General features: G+C 65.1%; 24 protein-coding genes. 21 read left to right on the top strand and 3 right to left on the bottom strand.

Going from position 1 to position 22,127, the window contains the following annotated elements; translation table 11 throughout:
- Position 1: 1 nt before the first annotated feature.
- The 17 genes from DMX10_RS00375 to DMX10_RS00295 all read left to right on the top strand — a co-directional run bounded on the left by DMX10_RS00375 (position 2) and on the right by DMX10_RS00295 (position 15,849).
- Positions 2-790, top strand: coding sequence for a ParA family protein (locus DMX10_RS00375; protein ID WP_111259228.1), 789 nt, complete (start codon positions 2-4; stop codon positions 788-790).
- A 9-nt stretch (positions 791-799) separates the two neighbouring features.
- Positions 800-1,672 carry a ParB/RepB/Spo0J family partition protein gene (locus DMX10_RS00370; protein WP_111259227.1) on the top strand — a complete coding sequence of 291 codons (873 nt, stop codon included), beginning with the start codon at positions 800-802 and terminating at the stop codon, positions 1,670-1,672.
- A gap of 147 nt (positions 1,673-1,819) precedes the next feature.
- On the top strand, positions 1,820-2,227 hold the full coding sequence (locus DMX10_RS00365; RefSeq protein WP_111259226.1) for a F0F1 ATP synthase subunit I: 408 nt from the start codon (positions 1,820-1,822) through the stop codon (positions 2,225-2,227).
- A 16-nt stretch (positions 2,228-2,243) separates the two neighbouring features.
- Positions 2,244-3,113 carry a F0F1 ATP synthase subunit A gene (atpB, locus tag DMX10_RS00360; protein WP_111259225.1) on the top strand — a complete coding sequence of 290 codons (870 nt, stop codon included), beginning with the start codon at positions 2,244-2,246 and terminating at the stop codon, positions 3,111-3,113.
- 190 nt (positions 3,114-3,303) lie between these two features.
- The gene (atpE, locus tag DMX10_RS00355) at positions 3,304-3,561 is read left to right on the top strand and encodes a F0F1 ATP synthase subunit C (RefSeq protein WP_003457994.1); all 258 of its coding nucleotides are present in this window, start codon (positions 3,304-3,306) and stop codon (positions 3,559-3,561) included.
- Positions 3,562-3,609: 48 nt separating this feature from the next.
- Positions 3,610-4,080: a F0F1 ATP synthase subunit B gene (locus tag DMX10_RS00350; RefSeq protein ID WP_111259224.1), complete on the top strand. Its 471-nt coding sequence runs from the start codon at positions 3,610-3,612 to the stop codon at positions 4,078-4,080.
- A gap of 12 nt (positions 4,081-4,092) precedes the next feature.
- On the top strand, positions 4,093-4,629 hold the full coding sequence (locus tag DMX10_RS00345) for a F0F1 ATP synthase subunit delta (RefSeq protein WP_111259223.1): 537 nt from the start codon (positions 4,093-4,095) through the stop codon (positions 4,627-4,629).
- Positions 4,630-4,650: 21 nt separating this feature from the next.
- Entirely contained in the window at positions 4,651-6,195 is a 1,545-nt protein-coding gene (gene atpA / locus DMX10_RS00340) for a F0F1 ATP synthase subunit alpha (RefSeq protein ID WP_111259222.1), read from the top strand.
- A 50-nt stretch (positions 6,196-6,245) separates the two neighbouring features.
- Positions 6,246-7,106: a F0F1 ATP synthase subunit gamma gene (gene atpG / locus DMX10_RS00335; RefSeq protein WP_111259221.1), complete on the top strand. Its 861-nt coding sequence runs from the start codon at positions 6,246-6,248 to the stop codon at positions 7,104-7,106.
- 30 nt (positions 7,107-7,136) lie between these two features.
- Positions 7,137-8,513 (top strand): F0F1 ATP synthase subunit beta, encoded by a 1,377-nt coding sequence (gene atpD, locus DMX10_RS00330; protein WP_111259220.1) that lies wholly within the window; start codon positions 7,137-7,139, stop codon positions 8,511-8,513.
- A 43-nt stretch (positions 8,514-8,556) separates the two neighbouring features.
- Positions 8,557-8,982, top strand: coding sequence for a F0F1 ATP synthase subunit epsilon (locus tag DMX10_RS00325; RefSeq protein ID WP_111259219.1), 426 nt, complete (start codon positions 8,557-8,559; stop codon positions 8,980-8,982).
- Between the two features lie 98 nt (positions 8,983-9,080).
- Positions 9,081-10,442, top strand: a complete 1,362-nt coding sequence (gene glmU / locus DMX10_RS00320; RefSeq protein ID WP_111259218.1) for a bifunctional UDP-N-acetylglucosamine diphosphorylase/glucosamine-1-phosphate N-acetyltransferase GlmU — start codon at positions 9,081-9,083, stop codon at positions 10,440-10,442.
- A 141-nt stretch (positions 10,443-10,583) separates the two neighbouring features.
- Positions 10,584-11,354, top strand: coding sequence for a DeoR family transcriptional regulator (locus DMX10_RS00315; protein WP_111259217.1), 771 nt, complete (start codon positions 10,584-10,586; stop codon positions 11,352-11,354).
- A 12-nt stretch (positions 11,355-11,366) separates the two neighbouring features.
- Complete coding sequence (glmS, locus tag DMX10_RS00310) at positions 11,367-13,199, top strand: glutamine--fructose-6-phosphate transaminase (isomerizing) (protein ID WP_111259216.1); 1,833 nt, start codon at positions 11,367-11,369, stop codon at positions 13,197-13,199.
- A gap of 309 nt (positions 13,200-13,508) precedes the next feature.
- Positions 13,509-14,207, top strand: coding sequence for a DUF1190 domain-containing protein (locus tag DMX10_RS00305; RefSeq protein WP_158545558.1), 699 nt, complete (start codon positions 13,509-13,511; stop codon positions 14,205-14,207).
- 27 nt (positions 14,208-14,234) lie between these two features.
- Positions 14,235-15,074, top strand: coding sequence for a hypothetical protein (locus DMX10_RS00300; protein WP_111259214.1), 840 nt, complete (start codon positions 14,235-14,237; stop codon positions 15,072-15,074).
- Between the two features lie 19 nt (positions 15,075-15,093).
- Complete coding sequence (locus DMX10_RS00295) at positions 15,094-15,849, top strand: hypothetical protein (protein WP_146602972.1); 756 nt, start codon at positions 15,094-15,096, stop codon at positions 15,847-15,849.
- Here DMX10_RS00295 and DMX10_RS00290 read toward each other — a convergent pair.
- Both DMX10_RS00290 and folE2 read right to left on the bottom strand, forming a co-directional pair.
- On the bottom strand, positions 15,817-16,980 hold the full coding sequence (locus DMX10_RS00290; RefSeq protein ID WP_111259212.1) for a glutathionylspermidine synthase family protein: 1,164 nt from the start codon (positions 16,978-16,980) through the stop codon (positions 15,817-15,819). The genes DMX10_RS00295 and DMX10_RS00290 overlap by 33 nt on opposite strands.
- Positions 16,981-17,202: 222 nt before the next feature.
- Positions 17,203-18,093, bottom strand: coding sequence for a GTP cyclohydrolase FolE2 (gene folE2, locus DMX10_RS00285; protein ID WP_111259211.1), 891 nt, complete (start codon positions 18,091-18,093; stop codon positions 17,203-17,205).
- 75 nt (positions 18,094-18,168) lie between these two features.
- Here folE2 and dksA point away from each other — a divergent pair, with 75 nt between their 5' ends.
- From dksA to DMX10_RS00270, 3 genes are read left to right on the top strand one after another with little or no spacing between them, the layout of a single operon-like run.
- The gene (gene dksA / locus DMX10_RS00280; RefSeq protein WP_111259210.1) at positions 18,169-18,585 is read left to right on the top strand and encodes an RNA polymerase-binding protein DksA; all 417 of its coding nucleotides are present in this window, start codon (positions 18,169-18,171) and stop codon (positions 18,583-18,585) included.
- Positions 18,586-18,634: 49 nt separating this feature from the next.
- Entirely contained in the window at positions 18,635-19,840 is a 1,206-nt protein-coding gene (zigA, locus tag DMX10_RS00275) for a zinc metallochaperone GTPase ZigA (RefSeq protein ID WP_111259209.1), read from the top strand.
- Positions 19,840-20,484 carry a DUF1826 domain-containing protein gene (locus tag DMX10_RS00270; RefSeq protein ID WP_111259208.1) on the top strand — a complete coding sequence of 215 codons (645 nt, stop codon included), beginning with the start codon at positions 19,840-19,842 and terminating at the stop codon, positions 20,482-20,484. The genes zigA and DMX10_RS00270 overlap by 1 nt, the downstream gene beginning before the upstream one ends.
- Before the next feature lie 121 nt (positions 20,485-20,605).
- On the opposite strand, the gene DMX10_RS00265 is transcribed toward DMX10_RS00270, so the two are convergent.
- On the bottom strand, positions 20,606-20,992 hold the full coding sequence (locus DMX10_RS00265; RefSeq protein ID WP_111259207.1) for an NADH:ubiquinone oxidoreductase: 387 nt from the start codon (positions 20,990-20,992) through the stop codon (positions 20,606-20,608).
- A gap of 82 nt (positions 20,993-21,074) precedes the next feature.
- On the opposite strand from DMX10_RS00265, the gene DMX10_RS00260 reads away from it, so the two are divergent.
- On the top strand, positions 21,075-22,040 hold the full coding sequence (locus DMX10_RS00260; protein WP_111259206.1) for a GTP-binding protein: 966 nt from the start codon (positions 21,075-21,077) through the stop codon (positions 22,038-22,040).
- The last annotated feature ends 87 nt before the right edge of the window (positions 22,041-22,127 follow it).

Genomic DNA, 22,127 nt, shown 5'->3' with positions numbered 1-22,127 from the left:
CATGGCCAAGGTATTCGCGATCGCCAACCAGAAAGGTGGAGTGGGCAAGACCACCACCTGCATCAACCTGGCCGCCTCGCTGGTCGCGACCAAGCGCCGCGTGCTGCTGATCGACCTCGACCCCCAGGGCAACGCGACCATGGGCAGCGGCATCGACAAGCACGCCCTGGAGAACTCGATCTACGACGTGTTGATCGGCGAGTGCGACCTGGCCGAGGCCATGCAGTTCTCCGAGCACGGTGGCTACCAGCTGCTGCCGGCGAACCGCGACCTGACCGCCGCCGAAGTCGCCCTGCTGGAAATGAAGATGAAGGAGAGCCGACTGCGCTATGCGCTGGCGCCGATCCGCGAGAACTACGACTACATCCTCATCGACTGCCCGCCGTCGCTGAACATGCTGACCATCAACGCCCTGGTTGCCGCCGACGGCGTGATCATCCCCATGCAGTGCGAGTACTACGCACTCGAGGGGTTGTCGGATCTGGTCAACAGCATCCAGCGCATCGGCCAACTGCTCAACCCGAGCCTGAAGATCGAAGGCCTGCTGCGCACCATGTACGACCCGCGCATCAGCCTCACCAACGATGTCACCGCCCAGCTCAAGGAGCATTTCGGCGACAAGCTTTACGACGCCGTCATCCCTCGTAACGTCCGCCTCGCCGAGGCCCCCAGCTTCGGCATGCCGGCACTGGTCTACGACAAGCAATCCCGTGGCGCCATCGCCTACCTGGCGCTGGCCGGCGAGCTGGTTCGCCGCCAGCGTGCGAACGCCAAAACCGCTACCGCATAAGGAAACCGCATGGCAGCGAAAAAAAGAGGTCTGGGCCGCGGCCTGGACGCCCTGCTGGGCGGCACTACCCCCACCGTCCTGCAGGAGGAGGCCGCCAAGGCCGATACTCGCGAGCTGCAGAACCTCCCCCTGGAACTGATCCAGCGCGGCAAGTACCAACCCCGTCGTGACATGGATCCCACCGCCCTCGAGGAGCTGGCCCAGTCCATTCGCGCCCAGGGCGTCATGCAACCCATCGTGGTACGTCCCATCGATGGGGGGCGCTTCGAGATCATCGCCGGTGAACGGCGCTGGCGTGCCAGCCACCAGGCCGGCCTGGAGCGCATCCCCGCCCTGGTGCGCGAGGTGCCGGACGAAGCCGCCATCGCCATGGCGCTGATCGAGAACATCCAGCGCGAAGACCTCAACCCGATCGAGGAAGCGGTCGCCCTGCAGCGACTGCAGCAGGAATTCCAGCTGACCCAGCAGCAGGTCGCCGAGGCGGTTGGCAAATCGCGCGTGACCATCACCAACCTGCTGCGCCTGATCGCCCTCCCCGAGGAGATCAAGACCCTGCTTTCCCATGGCGATCTGGAAATGGGCCATGCCCGCGCATTGCTCGGATTACCGGCCGAACAGCAGGTGGAAGGGGCGCGACATGTTGTCGCACGAGGCCTGACCGTGCGCCAAACCGAGGCACTGGTACGCCAGTGGCTGAGCGGCAAGGAGAAAGCTGTCGAACCGGTCAAGGCCGATCCGGACATCAGTCGCCTCGAACAGCGCCTCGCTGAGCGGTTGGGCGCTCCCGTGCAGATCAAGCATGGCCAGAAGGGCAAGGGCCAGCTGGTCATCCGCTACAACTCCCTCGATGAGTTGCAAGGCGTTCTGGCCCACATCCGTTGAAACATTTGGCCATGTAGCGCGCGGTCGGAATTCACTACCCGGCAGTTGAACAGGGGGTATTACGCCCCTATACTCTGCGCGCAATTTTGTCGGCACAAACTATGCCAAGTTATTGATTCGAGGCGCCGACTCAGAGGACCCGCTGCGATGGATTTACGCACGCAAAACCGCCTGCCCTTCCATCGCCTTCCGGTATTCCCGGTACTGCTGGCCCAACTGGTCGTGTTGCTGCTGGCCGCTGTCGTTCTCTGGCAGTGGCGCGATGGCGTAGCGGGATATTCTGGTCTGTGCGGTGGCCTGGTCGCCTGGGTGCCGAACATGTACTTCGCCCACAAGGCGTTCCGTTTCAGCGGGGCGCGGGCGGCTCAGGCGATAGTCCGGTCTTTCTATGCCGGCGAGATGGGCAAGATGATTCTGACGGCGGTGCTGTTCGCACTGACGTTCGCAGGCGTGAAACCCCTGGATGCACCGGTGGTATTCGGTGTCTTCCTGCTGACCCAGGCGGTCAGCTGGTTCGCTCCCCTGCTGATGAGAACAAGATTTTCGAAACCTTAGGGCGTTTGAGGCAAACATGGCAGAGCAAACCGCTTCGGGCTATATCCAGCACCACCTGCAAAACCTGACTTTCGGTAAACTGCCGTCCGGCGAATGGGGCTTCGCCCACACTGCCGAGCAAGCCAAGGAAATGGGCTTCTGGGCTTTCCACGTGGACACCCTGGGCTGGTCCATCGCCGTCGGCCTGCTGTTCGTGATCCTCTTCCGCCTGGCTGCCAAGAAAGCCACCTCCGGCATCCCCGGCGGCCTGCAGAACCTGGTCGAAGTCATGGTCGACTTCGTCGACGGCAGCGTGAAGGACACCTTCCACGGCCGTAACCCGCTGATCGCCCCGCTGGCGCTGACCATCTTCGTCTGGATCTTCCTGATGAACGCCATCGACCTGGTGCCGGTGGACTGGATTCCGGTCCTGGCGGCCAAGATCAGCGGCAACGAGCACCTGTTCTTCCGCGCCGTACCGACCACTGACCCGAACGCCACCCTGGGCATGGCCCTGTCGGTCTTCGCGCTGATCATCTTCTACAGCATCAAGGTCAAGGGCATCGGCGGCTTCATCGGCGAGCTGACCCTGCACCCCTTCGGCAGCAAGAACATCTTCGTTCAGATCCTGCTGATCCCGGTGAACTTCCTGCTCGAGTTCGTGACCCTGGTGGCCAAGCCGATCTCCCTGGCCCTGCGTCTGTTCGGCAACATGTACGCCGGCGAACTGGTGTTCATCCTGATCGCCGTGATGTTCGGCGCCGGCATGATCCTGCTGAGCGGCCTGGGTATCGCACTGCAGTGGGCGTGGGCCGTGTTCCACATCCTGATCATCACCCTGCAGGCCTTCATCTTCATGATGCTGACCATCGTCTATCTGTCGATGGCGCACGAAGACAACCATTAAGAACGCAGCTCGCACCTGATGTCCTTCTCCCCCGGGAGGAGGTGCCCCAAGGGCGGATGAGGGTGCGAGGTTCGAAATGGTCCCGCGTCAGTCGACGCGGGAAGCCCGAAAGGGCAGCTGGAAAGAAGACGATTTCGTTTTACCGCTTCACTTAAACCTTAACCAACACGACATAAAGTCGGGAGGAAAAATGGAAACTGTAGTAGGTCTCACTGCGATCGCCGTTGCTCTGCTGATTGGCCTGGGTGCCCTGGGTACCGCTATCGGCTTCGGTCTGCTGGGTGGCAAGTTCCTGGAAGGCGCTGCTCGCCAGCCGGAAATGGTCCCGATGCTGCAGGTCAAAATGTTCATCGTCGCCGGCCTGCTGGACGCCGTGACCATGATCGGCGTTGGTATCGCTCTGTTCTTCACCTTCGCTAATCCGTTCATTGCTCAGGTAGCCCAATAATCCTCTTCGCAGAGGATTGGACTGACAACGAACGAGCGAGGTGTTGGCGTGAACATTAATGCAACCCTGATCGGCCAGTCCGTCGCGTTCTTCATCTTCGTACTGTTCTGCATGAAGTTCGTGTGGCCTCCGGTCATCACGGCACTGCGCGACCGTCAGAAGAAGATCGCCGACGGCCTGGACGCTGCCAATCGCGCGGCTCGTGACCTGGAGCTGGCCCACGAAAAAGTGGCCCAGCAACTGCGCGAAGCCAAGGCCCAGGCAGCTGAAATCATTGAGCAGGCCAAGAAACGCGGTACCCAGATCGTCGACGAAGCTCGCGATCAGGCCCGTGTGGAAGGCGAGCGACTGAAGTCGCAGGCTCAGGCCGAGATCGAGCAGGAACTGAACAGCGTCAAAGACGCGCTGCGCGCCCAACTGGGTAGCCTGGCCGTCGGCGGTGCCGAGAAGATCCTGGGTGCCACTATCGATCAAAACGCGCACGCGGAGCTGGTTAACAAACTGGCCGCCGAAATCTAAGCGAGGGCGATCATGGCAGAACTGACCACGCTGGCCCGACCTTACGCCAAGGCTGCTTTCGAGTACGCCCAGGCCCATCAGCAGCTGGCCGCCTGGTCGGCCATGCTAGGCCTGGCCGCTGCGGTGTCCCAGGACACCACCATGCAGCAAGTGCTCAAAGCCCCGCGTCTGACGAGCGAAGAAAAAGCCAACACCTTTGTCGAGGTGGTTGGTGACAAGTTCGATGTACCGGCGAGTAATTTCGTCCACATCCTGTCCGAGAACAGCCGCCTCGTGCTGCTGCCGGAGATCGCCAACCTGTTCGAGCTGTACAAGGCCGAGCAGGAGAAGTCGATCGATGTGGAAGTCACCAGTGCCTTCGCATTGAACACTGAACAGCAAGACAAACTCGCCAAGGTTCTCAGCGCACGGCTCAGCCGGGAAGTGCGTCTGCACGCCGCGGAGGATGCCAGCCTTATAGGCGGCGTCGTCATCCGCGCCGGCGACCTGGTTATCGATGGCTCGGTTCGCGGCAAGCTCGCGAAACTGGCCGAAGCGTTGAAATCTTGAGTTTGAAGGGGCAGCAGAGCAATGCAGCAACTCAATCCTTCCGAAATTAGTGAAATCATCAAGGGGCGCATCGAGAAACTCGACGTGTCCTCTCAAGCCCGTAACGAAGGCACCATCGTCAGCGTGTCCGACGGTATCGTGCGTATCCATGGTCTGGCCGACGCTATGTACGGCGAGATGATCGAGTTCCCCGGTGGCGTCTATGGTATGGCGCTGAACCTGGAACAAGACTCCGTGGGTGCCGTGGTCCTCGGCAGCTACCTGACCCTCGCCGAAGGCATGAGCGCCAAGTGCACCGGTCGCATCCTGGAAGTCCCGGTCGGTCCGGAACTGCTGGGCCGCGTGGTCGACGCCCTGGGCAGCCCGATCGATGGCAAAGGCCCTCTGAACAACGTCGCCACCGACGCTGTCGAGAAGGTCGCGCCGGGCGTGATCTGGCGTAAGTCGGTCGACCAGCCGGTACAGACCGGCTACAAGTCCGTCGACGCCATGATCCCGGTAGGCCGTGGCCAGCGCGAGCTGATCATCGGTGACCGTCAGATCGGCAAGACCGCCCTCGCGGTCGACGCCATCATCAACCAGAAGAACAGCGGCATCCGCTGCGTCTACGTTGCCATCGGTCAGAAGCAATCGACCATCGCCAACGTGGTACGCAAGCTGGAAGAGAACGGCGCCCTGGCCAACACCATCGTGGTGGCTGCCTCGGCTTCCGAATCCGCTGCGCTGCAGTTCATCGCACCGTACGCCGGCTGCACCATGGGCGAGTACTTCCGCGACCGCGGCGAAGACGCGCTGATCGTTTATGACGATCTGTCCAAGCAAGCCGTTGCCTACCGCCAGATCTCCCTGCTGCTGCGCCGCCCGCCGGGCCGCGAAGCCTACCCGGGCGACGTGTTCTATCTCCACAGCCGTCTGCTGGAGCGCGCTTCCCGCGTTTCCGAAGAGTACGTCGAGAAGTTCACCAATGGCGCCGTGACTGGCAAGACCGGTTCCCTGACCGCTCTGCCGATCATCGAAACCCAGGCCGGTGACGTTTCCGCGTTCGTTCCGACCAACGTGATCTCCATCACCGACGGTCAGATCTTCCTGGAATCCGCCATGTTCAACTCGGGTATCCGTCCGGCCGTCAACGCCGGTATCTCGGTATCCCGCGTAGGTGGCGCAGCCCAGACCAAGATCATCAAGAAGCTGTCCGGTGGCATCCGTACCGCCCTGGCCCAGTACCGTGAGCTGGCGGCTTTCGCCCAGTTCGCCTCTGACCTGGACGAAGCGACCCGCAAGCAGCTGGAACACGGTCAGCGCGTTACCGAGCTGATGAAGCAGAAGCAGTACGCGCCCATGTCGATCGCCGACATGTCGCTGAGCCTGTACGCGGCCGAACGTGGCTTCCTGCAGGACATCGAAGTCGCCAAAGTCGGCGCCTTCGAGCAGGCCCTGATTGCCTACTTCAACCGGGATCACGCCGCTCTGCTGGCGAAGATCAACGAGAAGGGTGACTTCAACGACGAAATCGACGCAGGCCTGAAAGCCGGCATCGAGAAGTTCAAAGCCACCCAAACCTGGTAAGCCGCAGCGGGCGTCGCAAGACGCCCGCCTGCTAACCCGATAGGTGTCAAATGGCAGGCGCAAAAGAGATTCGCAGCAAGATTGCGAGCATCAAAAGCACGCAAAAGATCACCAGCGCCATGGAAAAGGTGGCCGTCAGCAAGATGCGCAGGGCTCAAATGCGCATGGCTGCCAGCCGTCCCTATGCGGAGCGTATCCGTCAGGTGATTGGTCATCTGGCCAACGCCAACCCGGAGTACCGCCATCCGTTCATGATCGAGCGTGAAATCAAGCGCATCGGTTATGTCGTGGTGAGCAGTGACCGTGGTCTGTGCGGTGGCTTGAACACCAACCTGTTCAAGGCCCTGGTCAAGGACATGTCGGCGAACCGCGAGAAGGGCGTGGAGATCGATCTCTGCGTGATCGGCAGCAAAGGTGCGGCATTCTTCCGCAACTTCGGCGGCAACGTCGTCGCAGCCATCAGCCAACTCGGCGAAGAGCCTTCGATCAACGACCTGATCGGCAGCGTCAAGGTGATGCTGGATGCCTACTTGGAAGGTCGTATCGACCGTCTCTCGGTGGTGTCCAACAAGTTCATCAACACCATGACCCAGAAGCCCACCGTGGAGCAGCTGGTTCCGCTGGTGGCAGATGCCGACCAGGATCTCAAGCACCACTGGGACTATCTCTACGAACCCGACGCCAAAGAGCTGCTGGACGGCCTGATGGTGCGCTACGTGGAGTCGCAGGTGTACCAGGCGGTCGTCGAGAACAACGCAGCCGAACAAGCGGCGCGGATGATCGCGATGAAGAACGCCACTGACAACGCCGGTGACCTGATCAGCGAACTTCAGCTGGTCTACAACAAGGCCCGTCAGGCTGCGATTACCCAAGAGATCTCGGAAATCGTCGGCGGCGCTGCCGCGGTTTAAGAACGGTTCAAATATTCAGAGGACCAAATGATGAGTAGCGGACGTATCGTTCAAATCATCGGCGCCGTCATCGACGTGGAATTCCCGCGTGACCAGGTACCGAACGTCTACGAGGCGCTGAAAGTTCAAGGCGCCGAAACCACCCTCGAAGTTCAGCAGCAGCTGGGCGACGGCGTGGTACGTACCATTGCGATGGGTTCGACCGAAGGCCTGAAACGTGGCCTGGACGTCGGCAGCACTGGCAAGGCCATCTCCGTACCGGTGGGCAAAGCGACCCTCGGCCGGATCATGGACGTGCTGGGCAACCCGATCGACGAAGCCGGCCCCATCGGCGAAGAAGAGCAGTGGGAAATCCACCGCCCCGCGCCGTCCTACGCCGAGCAGGCTGGCTCCAACGAGCTGCTGGAAACCGGCATCAAGGTAATCGACCTGGTCTGCCCGTTCGCCAAGGGCGGCAAGGTCGGCCTGTTCGGTGGTGCCGGTGTCGGCAAGACCGTGAACATGATGGAACTGATCCGTAACATCGCCATCGAGCACAGCGGTTATTCCGTGTTCGCCGGTGTGGGTGAGCGTACCCGTGAGGGCAACGACTTCTACCACGAGATGAAGGACTCCAACGTTCTGGACAAAGTGGCGCTGGTATACGGCCAGATGAACGAGCCGCCGGGCAACCGTCTGCGCGTTGCACTGACCGGCCTGACCATGGCCGAGAAGTTCCGCGACGAAGGCCGTGACGTTCTGCTGTTCGTGGACAACATCTACCGCTACACCCTGGCCGGTACCGAAGTATCCGCGCTGCTGGGTCGTATGCCGTCCGCGGTGGGTTACCAGCCGACCCTGGCCGAGGAAATGGGCGTTCTGCAAGAGCGCATCACCTCCACCAAGACCGGTTCGATCACCTCGATCCAGGCCGTATACGTTCCTGCGGACGACCTGACCGACCCGTCCCCGGCGACCACCTTCGCCCACCTGGACGCCACCGTCGTTCTGTCCCGTGACATCGCCTCCCTGGGTATCTACCCGGCGGTCGACCCGCTGGACTCCACCTCTCGCCAGCTCGACCCGCTGGTGATCGGTCAGGACCACTACGACACCGCTCGCGGCGTCCAGTACGTCCTGCAGCGCTACAAGGAACTGAAGGACATCATCGCGATCCTGGGTATGGACGAACTGTCCGAAGCGGACAAGCAGCTCGTATCCCGTGCTCGTAAGATCCAGCGCTTCCTGTCCCAGCCGTTCTTCGTGGCCGAAGTATTCACCGGTTCGCCCGGCAAGTACGTCTCCCTGAAGGACACCATCGCTGGCTTCAAAGGCATCCTCAACGGCGACTACGATCACCTGCCCGAGCAGGCGTTCTACATGGTCGGCGGCATCGAAGAAGCCATCGAGAAAGCGAAGAAACTGTAACCCCCTGGGCGCCCGGCAACGGGCGCTTACGTGAGGCAAGCGTATGGCTATTACTGTCCATTGCGATATCGTCAGCGCCGAAGCGGAGATCTTCTCCGGTCTGGTGGAGATGGTGATTGCGCACGGCAACCTCGGCGATCTGGGTATCGCGCCGGGCCACGCCCCGCTGATCACCGACCTCAAGCCGGGCCCGATCCGCGTGGTGAAGCAGGGTGGCGAGGAGGAGGTGTACTACATCTCCGGTGGTTTCCTCGAAGTTCAGCCGAACATGGTGAAGGTCCTGGCCGACACCGTTCTGCGCGCTGGCGACCTGGACGAAGCGGCTGCTCAGGAGTCCCTCAAGGCTGCTGAGAAGGCCCTGCACGAGCAGGGCGCGGAGTTCGATTACTCCGCTGCTGCTGCTCGTCTGGCCGAGGCTGCAGCCCAGCTGCGCACCGTCCAGCAGATCCGCAAGAAGTTCGGCGGCTGATCCCGCGCTCTTCATCGCAAGCGAGTAAAAGGGTAGCCTTGGCTACCCTTTTTCTTTTCCGGCTCAGCCGGTTATCCACAGGCTCGGAAGCACCCTCCATGTCGCTCGATATCGTCATCCTCGCCGCCGGCCAGGGCACCCGCATGCGCTCGGCCCTGCCCAAGGTCCTCCACCCCGTCGCGGGCAAGCCGATGCTCGGCCATGTCATCGACAGCGCCCGCAAGCTTCAGCCCCAGGGCATCCACGTGGTGATCGGACACGGTGCCGACAGGGTCAAGGAGCGTTTGGCGGCCGACGACCTCGGTTTCGTGATCCAGGCCCAGCAACTGGGCACGGGCCATGCCGTGGCCCAGGCCTTGCCGCATGTCAGCGCCGAGCGCGTGCTGATCCTCTATGGCGACGTGCCGCTGATCGAAGTGGAAACCCTGGAGCGCCTGCTGCAGAAAGTCGGCCCCGAGCAACTGGCACTGCTCACCGTCGAGCTGGACGACCCCACCGGCTACGGCCGCATCGTGCGGGACGAGCAGGGCGTGGTGAAGGCCATCGTCGAGCACAAGGACGCCAGCCCCGAGCAGCGTGCGATCCGCGAAGGCAACACCGGCATCCTCGCCGTGCCCGGCAAGCGCCTGGCCGACTGGCTGGGGCGTCTCTCCAACGACAACGCCCAGGGCGAGTACTACCTGACCGACGTCATCGCCATGGCGGTCGCCGACGGCCTGGTGGTGGCCACCGAGCAGCCCCAGGACGCCATGGAAGTGCAGGGCGCCAACGACCGCATCCAGCTTTCCGACCTCGAACGGCACTACCAGAAGCGTGCCGCCCGCCGCCTGATGGCTCAGGGCGTGACCCTGCTGGACCCGGCGCGCTTCGACCTGCGTGGCGAGGCCATCGTGGGCCGCGACGTGCTGATCGATGTGAACGTGATCCTCGAAGGCCGTGTGGTGATCGAAGACGATGTCCAGATCGGCCCCAACTGCGTCATCAAGGACAGCACCCTGCGCCGTGGCGCCATCGTCAAGGCCAACAGCCACCTGGATAGCGCCGAGCTGGGCGAAGGCGCCGACTGCGGCCCGTTCGCCCGCCTGCGTCCTGGTGCCGTACTGGGCGCCAAGGCCCATGTGGGTAACTTCGTCGAACTGAAGAACGCCGTGATGGGCGAGGGCGCCAAGGCTGGCCACCTGAGCTACCTGGGCGATGCCGAGATCGGCGCGCGCACCAACATCGGTGCAGGCACCATCACCTGCAACTACGACGGCGCCAACAAGTCCCGCACCGTCATGGGCGAGGACGTCTTCATCGGCTCCAACAGCGCCCTGGTCGCGCCTGTGAGCCTCGGTGCCGGCGCCACCACCGGTGCCGGCTCCGTCATCACCCAGGACGTGCCCGCTCACGCCCTGGCCGTGGGCCGCGCCAAGCAGCGCAACATCGAAGGCTGGAAGCGGCCCGTGAAGAAGAAGTGAGCTGTGGATAACCAGCCTGTGGATAACCGGCAGGCCCTACGGAAGGCGACCCAGGTCGCCTTCCGTCGTTTCCGGGGTTGACGCAAAAGCTTCGTTGAGTTTTGATTCGCACACTTTTTCTTTCGAATCGAAACTTACGAGATGTCGAAGCGCAATACGCCCCAGCGCCGCCATGCCATCCTCGCCCTGCTCGCCGAACAGGGCGAAGTCAGTGTCGATGCGCTCGCCAAGGGCTTCGCCACCTCGGAAGTCACCATCCGCAAGGACCTCGCCGCCCTAGAAGCCAATGGCCTGCTCCTGCGTCGCTATGGCGGCGCCGTGCCCGTGCCCCAGGAGTTCATCGTCGAGGCCAGCCAGCCGGTGTCCCGGTACAAGCAGGCCATCGCCCGCGCCGCTGCCGCCCGCATCCGCGAGCATGCACGGATCATCGTCGACAGCGGCAGTACCACCGCCGCGCTGATTCCCGAACTGGGTCATCGCCCCGGCCTGGTGGTGATGACCAACTCTCTGAACGTCGCCACGGCCCTGCGCGACCTGGAACAGGAACCGGTGCTGTTGATGACCGGCGGCACCTGGGACCCGCATTCCGAGTCCTTCCAGGGCCAGGTGGCCGAGCAGGTGCTGCGCTCCTACGACTTCGACCAGCTGTTCATCGGTGCCGACGGCATCGACCTGGCCCGTGGCACCACCACCTTCAACGAGCTGCTGGGCCTGTCCCGGGTCATGGCCGAGGTCGCTCGCGAGGTGATCGTCATGGTCGAGGCGGACAAGGTCGGCCGGCGCATTCCCAACCTGGAGCTGCCCTGGAGCAGCGTCCATACCCTGATCACCGACGAGCGCCTGCCCCAGGACGCTCGGCAACAGATAGAGGCGCGGGGCATCACCCTGGTCTGCGCGCCTGTGGATAACTGAGGAGACAACATCATGTGTGGCATCGTCGGCGCAGTGGCTGAACGGAACATCACCGCCATCCTCGTGGAAGGCCTCAAGCGACTCGAATACCGCGGCTACGACAGCGCAGGCGTCGCCGTGCTGGACAACGAAGGCGTGCTCCAGCGTCGCCGCCGCGTCGGCAAGGTCAGCGAGCTGGAACAGGCCCTGACCGAACAGCCCCTGGCCGGCCGCCTGGGCATCGCCCACACCCGCTGGGCCACCCACGGCGCGCCCACCGAGCACAACGCCCACCCGCACTTCTCCGGCGACCTGGCCCTGGTGCACAACGGCATCATCGAGAACCACGAAGCCTTGCGAGCTCGCCTCAAGGGCCTTGGCTACGCGTTCACCTCCGACACCGACACCGAAGTCATCGTCCACCTGCTGCACCACACCCTCCAGGAGACCGGCGACCTGGCCTCCGCTCTCAAGACCGTAGTCCCGCAGCTACACGGCGCCTACGGCCTGGCGGTGATCAACCGTGCCCAACCCGACCGCCTGCTCGCCGCCCGCAGCGGCAGTCCCCTGGTCATCGGCCTCGGCCTGGGCGAGAACTTCCTCGCCTCCGACCAGTTGGCCCTGCGCCAGGTGACCGACCGCTTCATGTACCTGGAGGAGGGCGACATCGCCGAAATCCGCCGCGACAGCGTCCAGGTCTGGGACCTGCAGGGCAACGCCGTGCAACGCGAGGCCGTGCAGTACCACGAAGGCGCCGAGGCCGCCGACAAGGGCGAGTACCGCCACTTCATGCTCAAGGAAATCCACGAGCAGCCCAAGGTCGTGCAACGCACCCTCGAAGGCCGCCTGGGTACCGACCATGTGCTGGTCCAGGCCTTCGGCCCGCAGGCCGCCGAACTGTTCGCCAAGGTGCGCAACGTGCAGATCGTCGCCTGCGGCACCAGCTACCACGCCGGCATGGTCACCCGTTACTGGCTGGAAGACCTGGCCGGCATCCCCTGCCAGGTGGAAGTGGCCAGCGAGTTCCGCTACCGCAAGGTCGTGGTGCAGCCCGACACCCTGTTCGTCACCATCTCCCAGTCCGGCGAGACCGCCGACACCCTGGCCGCCCTGCGCAATGCCAACGCGTTGGGCTACCTCGCCAGCCTGGCCATCTGCAACGTCGGCACCAGCTCCCTGGTGCGCGAGTCCGACCTCACCCTGCTGACGCTGGCCGGCCCGGAGATCGGCGTCGCCTCCACCAAGGCCTTCACCACCCAGCTGGTGTCCCTGCTGCTGCTCACCCTGAGCCTCGGCCAGGTGCGTGGCAGCCTGGACAAGGCCCGTGAGGCGGAGCTGGTGGAAGCCCTGCGTCGCCTGCCGACCCACCTGGGCGAAGCCCTGGCCATGGACAAGACCGTGGAGAAGGTCGCCGAACTGTTCGCCGAGAAACACCACACCCTGTTCCTCGGTCGTGGCGCCCAGTACCCGGTGGCCATGGAAGGTGCGCTGAAGCTCAAGGAGATCTCCTACATCCACGCCGAGGCCTACCCGGCCGGTGAGCTCAAGCACGGCCCCTTGGCCCTGGTGGACAGCGACATGCCGGTGGTTACCGTCGCGCCGAACAACGAACTGGTGGAGAAGCTCAAGTCCAACCTCCAGGAAGTCCGCGCCCGGGGCGGCCAACTGATCGTCTTCGCCGACCGTGAGGCCGGCATCGACAATGGCGAGGGCACCCATGTGGTGGCCATGCCGCACATCCTCGATGCCCTGGCACCGATCCTCTACACCCTGCCGCTGCAACTGCTGTCCTACTACGTCGCCGTGCTCAAGGGCACCGACGTCGACCAGCCGCGCAACCTGGCCAAGTCCGTCACCGTGGAGTGACGGGCGGCCCGCAAGGCGCCAGCGGCGGGTTTCCGGTCGCGGGTGCCTTGGCGGGGCGAGGCACGTACCTCGGTTTCCCAGGGGCGGGCAAGCCGATCGGAACGCCCTGTGCCTTGGGCGGTGCACACCCTTCGGGACTGCATCACATCCTGTTCGATGGCGGTTGACCCGAGGGGGGCGTCACTTTCTAATCCGCAGCTCAATCTTGAACATGGACCGTTTATGTCTTCCGGCGACGCCGCCTCGGCCCCTGCTGCCGCCTCTTCCGCCCCTGTACCTGCCTCCGTCCGCCGGCAGAAGCGCGCCGGCTTGCTCACCCTCAGCCTCATGGGCGCCACTCCCCTCGTCCTGCTGGCCTGGGACCCGATGTACCGTGACGTGCGGGTCTTCGACAGCCTGGCGGTCTGCGAACAGGGCACCACCCTGACCGCCGAGCAATGCCTGCGGCTGCGCGACGAGGCGTTCCGGCGCACCGTCCTGATGGCGCCGGTCTACACCAGCTTCCTGGCCTGTGAGCGCGACTTCATTCGCATCAATGCCGACTGCAAGGTTGGCGAGTGGTGCGAGGCCGACGCCGTGCAGAGCTGCACACAGGGCGTCGATGGCCTGGCCCGCCCCCAGCCGGTGGCGTTCCTGGTCAGCGATGCCCTGGTCAGGCGCCTGCGCAGTGGTGAACCGGAGGATTGGAGCGAGGTCGGCCTCGATGAACTGCAGCCGGTCTTCGGCATGAGCGAAGACACCCTCTATGGCAGCGGCAGTAGCACCAGTGGCCATTACGGTGGCTACTACGGCGGTGGCGGCCGCAACCTGCACCTGTTCACCAGCCAGGGCCAATACCTGGGGGATGAGCGCACCCGCCAGGCCAGCGTGCATCGCAGCCAGTTGCAGGCGTCCGGTTATGCCCAGCAGTTCCAGAGCGGGCAATTGCCGACGCGCCTTCAGGGCGTTGCCAGTCGCGGCGGGTTCGGCTCGACGGCCCGCAGCAGCCTGGCCATGGCCAGCGGGTAACCGATCATGTGGATACGGATTGGCCTAGTGCTTGGCTGTCTCTTCGGCAACTCGATTGCCCAGGCAGCAGGCCTGGATAGCAGCATTGGCGAGGCCGATGCGCGTCTCAAGGAACTGCGCCGGCTCATCGCCGAAAAGCCCGACCGGCTGCGGGTGCGCCTGCCGAACAGTCGCGAATGGCAGAGCCTGGAGTCCCTCGGTCTTGCCCCTACCTGCCGGGCGCCCGTGCTGGTGCGTCTTGCGGCCCCTTTACGGGCGTTTACGCAGTGCGGCGGCATAGAGGTGACCGAGGAAGGCGTGAGGTGGATGACGACCTCGATCTTCTGGACCCATGACCGTACCTGGGAGCATGGGCGGATGCTGCACATGCAGGTCAGGAGTTTCGCCCGTCAGGGCAGACCCACCGATGACGTCGACCTGCGCGCCGAGTCGCCACTGGTCAAGGCCCTGGTGGACGCCAGGCCGCTCGAACTGGAAAAGCTCGCCGAGCTCTGGGCGACCCTGCGGCAGCAACCGTTGCCGGCCCGACCGGATGGCCAGTGGGGGGCCAGCGAGTCCTGGCCCACCGGCCTGCTGGCGTTGCATACCGATGGGCGGATCAAGCTGGCCGGCTCGAACCTGGCGGGCTTGCATGCCTGGCAGGCCTGGTGGGCGAGCCAGCCTCGGACCGATAACGTCGCTGCCCTGGTGGGGGTCGACCTGCAGCTGGGAGGCAAGTCCCCGGCCTTGCAGTTGGGCGAGTTCACGCTGGGCCAGACGCCCTTTGCGGTGGTGGTGTTGCCGGCTGACCAGCAGCCCCGCGATGAGCCTGCGCTGTGGCGTGATGACAGTTGGCAATTGCTGATGGTGCGCACCGATGGCAAATGAATACCTGAAAGCAACCCTGGTGACCGAAAATGGCGGCCCGCTCGACGTGTCGGAGCCTCGCATCGTGCGCGTCGACCCGGCCAGCGGCAGTGCCATGCTGATCGGCGCCACCCATGGGTTGACCCTGATGCTGGGCTGTATGACGCCGCTGGTGATCGGCCTGATGTTCGCCGCGCAGCTGGCCTGTGACCTGCCGCCCTGGCCCGTGGGCAACTACGAGCTGACGTTGCTGGCCTGGACCGTCCTCTGGTTGGCTTTCCTGGGCTACAGCCTGTGTGGCGGCAGCTACATGGAGACCTACCTGTTCAACCCGCAGCAGCGGCGGCTGTGGCACCTGAACAGTGGCGAGGTGCTCGACCTGAAGGCACTGGCCGAGCTGGCACGCGCCCGCCAGAAGCCAGCAGATGCCGCCGTGACCGACGCGTCACCGCAGGAGCGCCTGTTGCCCATGGCCGCCGAGCGACTGCTGGGGATCAACTGGCAACGGCTGCAAAAGCTTCAGCCCTACAGACCCAGCCCATTGCGCGCCTACTTGCGCAGTTTCTGGCCCGTGGACGCCTGGTGGATCGCGGGGGTAACGGTAGGCACCTGCCTGCTGGTCATCCTGCTGGTCGTTGGCTCGCTCGCCGGCCTGCTCCTCGCTGTAATGGCGCTGGCTGCCGCCTGGCTGGCCAGCGCCCTGGCCGGTTTCTGCCTGCAGCATCAGGCACCGAGGCGGGCCGAGGCCCTGCTGCGCGGGCGTTCAATCGAGGATGTAGTGCGGAACGAAGCGTGAGCTGTCCTGGGTGATGGCGCTGCGGTCCTCGCGAATGCCCATGCCCACGGGCCGGCCGCCGACCAGCCAGCTGCCGATGATGGGGTGCTCCCCGCCCATGCAGGGCGGCGGGCACCAGCTCTGCAGAATCGCCGGCCCCTGCTCGTAGGGGCCGGGCGTCGCCAGCTCCACACCGCCCTCGCTTTCCACCTGGATGTTCGCCCCCTCGCGGGAGAAGAACGGCTTGCGCACCCAGCGCGGGCCCAGCAGGGCCGCATCCGGCTCATCGGCGAAGCAGGCCGGGATCAGGTTGGGGTGGCCGCGATGACGCTGCCAGAGCAGCGGCAAGATCGCCTTGTTCGACAGCAGGGTCTTCCAGGCGGGCTCGATGAAGCGCGTCCGGCTGTGGGCCAGGTGGTGGGCGAAGTCCTCCTCCAGCAGCCACTCCCAGGGGTAGAGCTTGAACAGCTGGATGATCGGCTGGTCGTGCAGGTCGACGAAGCCCTTGCCGGGTACGTGGCCGATGTCGTCGATGTACAGCAGATGGGGCAGCAGGCCAGCCTGGTTGGCACAGTCGGCCAGGTAGGTGACGGTGCCCTCGTCCTCGATGTGGTCGCGGCAGCAGGCCAGGTGGAAGGGCTCACCCGCCAGGCCGATGCGCTGCAGGCGCTCGACCAGCGCATCTTGGATGAGGTTGAACTGATCGGCCCGCTCCGGCAGCACGCCACGTTCGCGGCACTGCTCCAGCCATACCCACTGGAAGAAGGCCGCCTCGTAGAGGCCGGTCGGGGTATCGGCGTTGTACTCGTAGAAACGCGCCGGGCCCTGGCCGTCGTAGGTCAGGTCCATGCGCCCGTACAGCGCCGGCTCGCGTGTACGCCAGCTGTCGCGGATCAGCGTCCAGTGCGCCTCGGGCACCGCCATGCGCCGCAACAGGGCTTCGCTCTCCACAGCATCTTCCACCAGGGCCAGGCACATGGCCTCCAGCTCGGCGCTGGGTGCCTCGATGTCGTCCTCGATCTGCTGCAGGCTGAAGCGGTAGCAGACGCTTTCATCCCAGTAGGGTTCGCCGCCGATGGAGTGGAAGTGGAAGCCGAGTGCCGCAGCTTGTTCGCACCAGTCGTGGCGCGGCGTGATGGGGTGCCTATGCATGGAACGTCCGTGTACCGCCAGGAAAATGGAGCGCCATTCTAGCGGCCAGCCAGGGCCTTGGTTGTTGATGGAGGCAGCAACCCGGTGAGGCATCCTTGTCGGCGTGCCTGCCGCAGGCTTCACCGCCGAGCTCGCCAGCGTCGGATGACCCGCAAATGGGGCGCTCATTGGGATGTCAGTCGGATGGCGTCGCGAGGCCAGGCGCCGGGCGGGGAAGGGGGCTCAGGTCCAGAGCCAGTGGATTTCCGCCACTGCGTCGTGGGCGTGCAGGCTTTCCTCGTGCTCCACGCGGACCTTGAACGCGGCCAGGCCCGGTAGCGCCCGCAGGGGCTCGGCCAGGCGCCGCGCGGCGTCCTCGCAGAACATCAGGTTGTGGCCATTGGCCAGCGCGAATGCCTGCTCGTCGGCACGCTTCACGGCTGTCTGCAGGGCCGTGCCCAGGGCGGCTTCGCAGCGGTCCACCAGCTCGATCCAGCCCGGCGCCCGCAACGGGTCCGCTGGGCGCAGCCAAAGCCGCGCCTTGCTGCGCTGGCTGTGGGGAGTGGCGGGCATGGCGGCTTCGCTGCCCAGCCATTCATGCAGTGCTTCCCAGGTGGGTGCTTGCCCGGCGAAACGTTCACTGAAGGCGCGCTGGGCCATCTGCCGTGACAGCGCCGCCGAGCACGGGCAGGTGGAGGAGTAGCCCAGTTCCAGCATGAGTTCCACGTGAAACCCCCTTGGATAGAGGCTGAGCGCGATTTCGAAGGGGTAGGCCTTGTGCCCCGACAGTGGGCTGACCAGTGCCACGCGCCTGAGCAACAGCTCGCCCGCCACCCGTAGATGCGCGGAGAGGGAGAGATTCTGGTGGCTGTCGAGGAAGCCCTGAAGCAGCGCCTGCAGGGCCGGGAGGGTCAGTTCCTCGCCGGCCAGGGCTTCCAGCGCCAGGTACAGCCGTGACATGTGGATGCCGCGTACGCCCGGGGTGTCGAGGCTGACACTGGCCTCCACTCGCGCTTGCACGGCTTGCCCGGCCACCTGCAATGGGAGACGGATGCCGGCCATGCCGACGCGGTCCAGCGGTGCGAGGGTCGCGTGGGTCTGGCTGGCCACGTCGGGTAGGGAGAGGTCGTTCATCGTCGGGCTCAGCTTGCGGAGAAAGTGATATGTTATGTTATAACACTTTAAAATCAAGCCGCCCTTGCCAAAGCCATGCACCTCATCACCAGCGAAGACGACCTGCTCAGCCAACCGGCCGAGCAGTACATGGACGACGCCCAGCAAGCTTTCTTCCAGCGCCTGCTGGAGGCCCAGCGGGACGACCTGCGCACGCGTGTCGACAACGAAATGATCGAGCTGCGGGAGATCGAGCCCGCCAGCGACGACGTCGACGTGGCCTCCCTAGAAGAACAGCGCCAGTGGCAACTGCGGCGCCTGGAGCGGGAAAAGAAGCTGCTGGACAAGATCGACAGCGCCCTGGGCCGCCTGGCCCGTGGCGAATACGGCTGGTGCCGGGAGACCGGCGAGCCCATCGGCCTGCGCCGCCTGCTGCTGCGGCCTACCGCCGAGCTGTGCATCGAGGCCAAGGAGCGCCAGGAACAACGCGAGCGCCACCGGCGCGACGCCTGATATCCCCAGAGCGGCCGCCCGAGCCGCCCAGCCTGAACCGGAGAATCCCATGACCGCCCGACTCCCCGTCACCCTGCTTTCCGGCTTCCTCGGCGCCGGCAAGAGCACCCTGCTCAACCACGTGCTGAAGAACCGCGAGAACCTGCGCGTCGCCGTGATCGTCAACGACATGAGCGAAATCAACATCGATGCCAGCGAAGTACAGCGCGACGTCAGCCTCAACCGCGCCGAAGAACGCCTGGTGGAGATGAGCAACGGCTGCATCTGCTGCACCCTGCGCGAAGACCTGCTGGAAGAAGTCAGTCGCCTGGCCGGCGAAGGGCGCTTCGACTACCTGCTGATCGAGTCCACCGGCATCTCCGAACCGCTGCCGGTGGCAGAGACCTTCACCTTCCGTGACGAGCAGGGCCAGAGCCTGTCCGATCTGGCGCGGCTGGATACGCTGGTCACCGTGGTCGACGGCGTGAACTTCCTGCGCGACTTCCACGAGGCGCAAAGCCTGGCCAGCCGCGGCGAGACATTGGGCGAGGAGGACGAGCGCTCCATCACCGACCTGCTGATCGAACAGGTGGAGTTCGCCGACGTCATCCTCATCAGCAAGATCGACCTGATCAGCCAGGCCGAGCGCGAGGAGCTCACGGCCATCCTCGCGCGCCTCAATACCCAGGCCGAGATCCTGCCCATGAGCATGGGCCGGGTGCCGCTGGAGAAGATCCTCGACACCGGCCGCTTCGACTTCGACCGCGCCGCCGAGGCGCCGGGCTGGCTCAAGGAACTGCGCGGCGAGCACGTGCCGGAAACCGAGGCCTACGGCATCGCCTCCACCGCCTACCGGGCGCGGCGGCCCTTCCACCCCGAGCGCTTCCACGCATTCCTCAATCGTGAATGGACCAACGGCCGGCTGCTGCGCTCCAAGGGCTTCTTCTGGCTGGCCAGCGCCTGGCGTGAGGCGGGCAACTGGTCCCAGGCCGGCGGCCTGATGCGTTACGGGCATGCCGGGCGCTGGTGGCGCTTCGTGCCGCGCGAGCAGTGGCCCACCGACGAAGACGGCCTGCGCGCGGTGATGAAGCATTGGGACACGGAGGTGGGCGATTGCCGCCAGGAGCTGGTGTTCATCGGCCAGGGCATCGACTTCGAGCGCCTGCATGCCGAACTGGACGCCTGCCTGCTGGATGCTGCAGAGATGGCCGTGGGGGTCGAGGGCTGGGCGCACCTGCCCGACCCCTTCGGCGGCCTGGTCGGTGAGGCGGCGTGATGGAAGCCCTGGCCCTGCGCCCGCCGCCCCGGGTGGCGATCAGCGACAACCTGGCGGTATTGGGCGAAGCACTGCGTGATGAGGTCAACCTCGCCGTGTGGGAGCGCCGTCTGCCCTTGCACATCACCGACTACGCCCAGTGCCTGCTGGGGCTCGAGGAGCCGCTTAGCGAGTCCCTGACCCTGGAGCTGGCGGACCCCGAGGCCCCCCTCGACCTGGGCAGCCTGGCCCGACGCTTCTCCGACATCGACGGGCATGCCGCCTTCCTCGCCGACGTGGCCTGGCTGGTGCGTGCCTTCGCCTGCCTGCTGGATGCCCGCCGCATCGGCCTGCGCCTGCGTCGCCTGGACCGCGCCATGTGCCCGCGCTATCACGTCGACCATGTACCGCTGCGGCTGATCACCACCTATGCCGGTGTGGGCAGCCACTGGCTGCAGGAAGGGCAGATGCCACGCAGCCGCCTGGGCGACCCCGCCGCCGAGCCGACGGCCGTGCCGGCCGGGCAGACCCTGGCGCCGGGTCATGTGGCGTTGTTCAAGGGCGAGAAGTGGCTGGGCAACGAGGGGCGAGGGGTTATCCACAGGTCGCCCGAGGTCATGCCGGGGGATGCGCGCCTGCTACTGACTCTGGACTGGCTGGCTTGACCGGCATGAAACGGGCGAAGCCATCGCGAAGCTTGGGCCGCGCAAAAAAAGGGCCACCCGAAGGCGGCCCTGTATCACCGAGGCCCTACCGGCTGTGCCGGTACGGGCGAGGTACCCAAGGCTATTGGACACCCTGGCTGTTACCGGCTGATGACGACGGGCTTTCCCAGGTGCCCTGGCTCTGCCCCTCGCAGAAGGGCTTCAGATAGCGCGCGTCGGTGGCCACGCCGTAATAGTGGATGTCCTGGCGGTAGGCGATGTTGCTCACCTGGGCGTTGCTGCACACACCGAAGGCGCCGGCCGGGCACTGGTCGGCGTAGCTCACCTCCACCTTCTGCCCAGGCATCTGCGGCTTGCAGAAGCCGTCGCGGAACAGCTGCGGCGGGATGCTGCGGTTCTGCTGGCAGACCTTCACATCGAGCTTGTCGCTCTGGCTGTGGACGATGCAGGCCTCGGCCAGCGCATCGGCGGACAGGACCAGCAGCAAGGGCAGTAGGCAGAGACGCATGAATGCAGGACCTCGGGAAAATAATGGGCGCGACTCTAGCACGAGGCTTTATTCCGAACCCGTGACGCAGCACCATAGCGCGATGCTTGCCCATATCCCCACCCACCTGGTGGCCGGCCCCCTCGGCGCCGGCAAGACCAGCCTCATCCGCCACCTCCTGGCGCAGCGCCCGAACGACGAGCGCTGGGCGGTGCTGATCAACGAATTCGGCCTGGTCGGCCTGGATGCCGCGCTGCTGGAGACCGGCGACGACGGCATCGCCCTGGCCGAGGTGGCCGGTGGCTGCCTGTGCTGCGTCAACGGCGCGCCCTTCCAGGTCGGCCTCGGCCGCCTGCTGCGCAAGGCGCGGCCGGACCGGCTGTTCATCGAGCCCTCCGGCCTCGGCCACCCCGCCGAGCTGCTGCGCCAGCTGCGCGAGCCGCCCTGGGAAGGCGTGTTGGCCCTGCAGCCGAGCCTGCTGGTGCTGGACGCCGCTGCCCTGGTCCGCGGCGATGCCCTGCCCGACAGCCAGCGCGACGCCCTCGAGGGCGCTGGCCTGCTGGTGCTGAACAAGGCCGATAACCTCGATGCCGATAGCCGCCAGCGAGTGGCCGAGCAACTGCCCCGGTTGCCACTGAGCTGGACGGTGCAGGGCCGCCTGTCCCTGGCCGAGCTGCCGGGGCTCCATGCCAAGGCCGGCGCAGCTGTGGATAACCCGGCCTTGCCCACTGGTCAGGCGGCTCCGCCCGCGCTGTGGATAAACCCTGGGCAGCCCATTATCCAGGCACAGGGTGCGGCAGATGGCTGGACCATCGGCTGGCGCTGGCACCCCTCGCAGGCCTTCGAGCTGATGCGCGTGCAGCTGTGGCTGGCGAGCCTGCCCTGGCGCCGCGCCAAGCTGGTTATCCACAGCAACGCGGGCTGGCTCTCCGGCAATGCCCTGGACGGCGCCCCCTTCCACTGGCAGGCCAGCGAGTGGCGCAAGGACTCGCGGCTGGAACTGATCTTCGCCAAGCCTCAGGACGAGGAAGCGCTCAAGGCTGGATTCGAGGCCTGCCGCCTTTTCTGATCCACGAACGAAAACGGGCCCTCGCGGGCCCGTCGTCGGGAACAAAACGGCTACGGGTTAGCGCAGCCAGAGCCACGGGGGCTCAAG

It is taken from the genome of Pseudomonas sp. 57B-090624, from assembly GCF_003234055.1.
In the GTDB taxonomy this organism is placed as follows: domain Bacteria; phylum Pseudomonadota; class Gammaproteobacteria; order Pseudomonadales; family Pseudomonadaceae; genus Metapseudomonas; species Metapseudomonas tohonis.
This window is presented reverse-complemented; position numbering and strand designations above follow the sequence as displayed.

What these genes read in the sequence shown, in the direction of transcription:
- DMX10_RS00375 (WP_111259228.1), top strand. Translation starts at nt 2, where the DNA reads ATGGCCAAGGTATTCGCGATCGCCAACCAGAAAGGTGGAGTGGGCAAG.
- DMX10_RS00370 (WP_111259227.1), top strand. Translation starts at nt 800, where the DNA reads ATGGCAGCGAAAAAAAGAGGTCTGGGCCGCGGCCTGGACGCCCTGCTG.
- DMX10_RS00365 (WP_111259226.1), top strand. Translation starts at nt 1,820, where the DNA reads ATGGATTTACGCACGCAAAACCGCCTGCCCTTCCATCGCCTTCCGGTA.
- atpB (WP_111259225.1), top strand. Translation starts at nt 2,244, where the DNA reads ATGGCAGAGCAAACCGCTTCGGGCTATATCCAGCACCACCTGCAAAAC.
- atpE (WP_003457994.1), top strand. Translation starts at nt 3,304, where the DNA reads ATGGAAACTGTAGTAGGTCTCACTGCGATCGCCGTTGCTCTGCTGATT.
- DMX10_RS00345 (WP_111259223.1), top strand. Translation starts at nt 4,093, where the DNA reads ATGGCAGAACTGACCACGCTGGCCCGACCTTACGCCAAGGCTGCTTTC.
- atpA (WP_111259222.1), top strand. Translation starts at nt 4,651, where the DNA reads ATGCAGCAACTCAATCCTTCCGAAATTAGTGAAATCATCAAGGGGCGC.
- atpG (WP_111259221.1), top strand. Translation starts at nt 6,246, where the DNA reads ATGGCAGGCGCAAAAGAGATTCGCAGCAAGATTGCGAGCATCAAAAGC.
- atpD (WP_111259220.1), top strand. Translation starts at nt 7,137, where the DNA reads ATGAGTAGCGGACGTATCGTTCAAATCATCGGCGCCGTCATCGACGTG.
- DMX10_RS00325 (WP_111259219.1), top strand. Translation starts at nt 8,557, where the DNA reads ATGGCTATTACTGTCCATTGCGATATCGTCAGCGCCGAAGCGGAGATC.
- glmU (WP_111259218.1), top strand. Translation starts at nt 9,081, where the DNA reads ATGTCGCTCGATATCGTCATCCTCGCCGCCGGCCAGGGCACCCGCATG.
- DMX10_RS00315 (WP_111259217.1), top strand. Translation starts at nt 10,584, where the DNA reads ATGTCGAAGCGCAATACGCCCCAGCGCCGCCATGCCATCCTCGCCCTG.
- glmS (WP_111259216.1), top strand. Translation starts at nt 11,367, where the DNA reads ATGTGTGGCATCGTCGGCGCAGTGGCTGAACGGAACATCACCGCCATC.
- DMX10_RS00290 (WP_111259212.1), bottom strand. Translation starts at nt 16,980, where the DNA reads ATGCATAGGCACCCCATCACGCCGCGCCACGACTGGTGCGAACAAGCT.
- folE2 (WP_111259211.1), bottom strand. Translation starts at nt 18,093, where the DNA reads ATGAACGACCTCTCCCTACCCGACGTGGCCAGCCAGACCCACGCGACC.
- dksA (WP_111259210.1), top strand. Translation starts at nt 18,169, where the DNA reads ATGCACCTCATCACCAGCGAAGACGACCTGCTCAGCCAACCGGCCGAG.
- zigA (WP_111259209.1), top strand. Translation starts at nt 18,635, where the DNA reads ATGACCGCCCGACTCCCCGTCACCCTGCTTTCCGGCTTCCTCGGCGCC.
- DMX10_RS00270 (WP_111259208.1), top strand. Translation starts at nt 19,840, where the DNA reads ATGGAAGCCCTGGCCCTGCGCCCGCCGCCCCGGGTGGCGATCAGCGAC.
- DMX10_RS00265 (WP_111259207.1), bottom strand. Translation starts at nt 20,992, where the DNA reads ATGCGTCTCTGCCTACTGCCCTTGCTGCTGGTCCTGTCCGCCGATGCG.
- DMX10_RS00260 (WP_111259206.1), top strand. Translation starts at nt 21,075, where the DNA reads ATGCTTGCCCATATCCCCACCCACCTGGTGGCCGGCCCCCTCGGCGCC.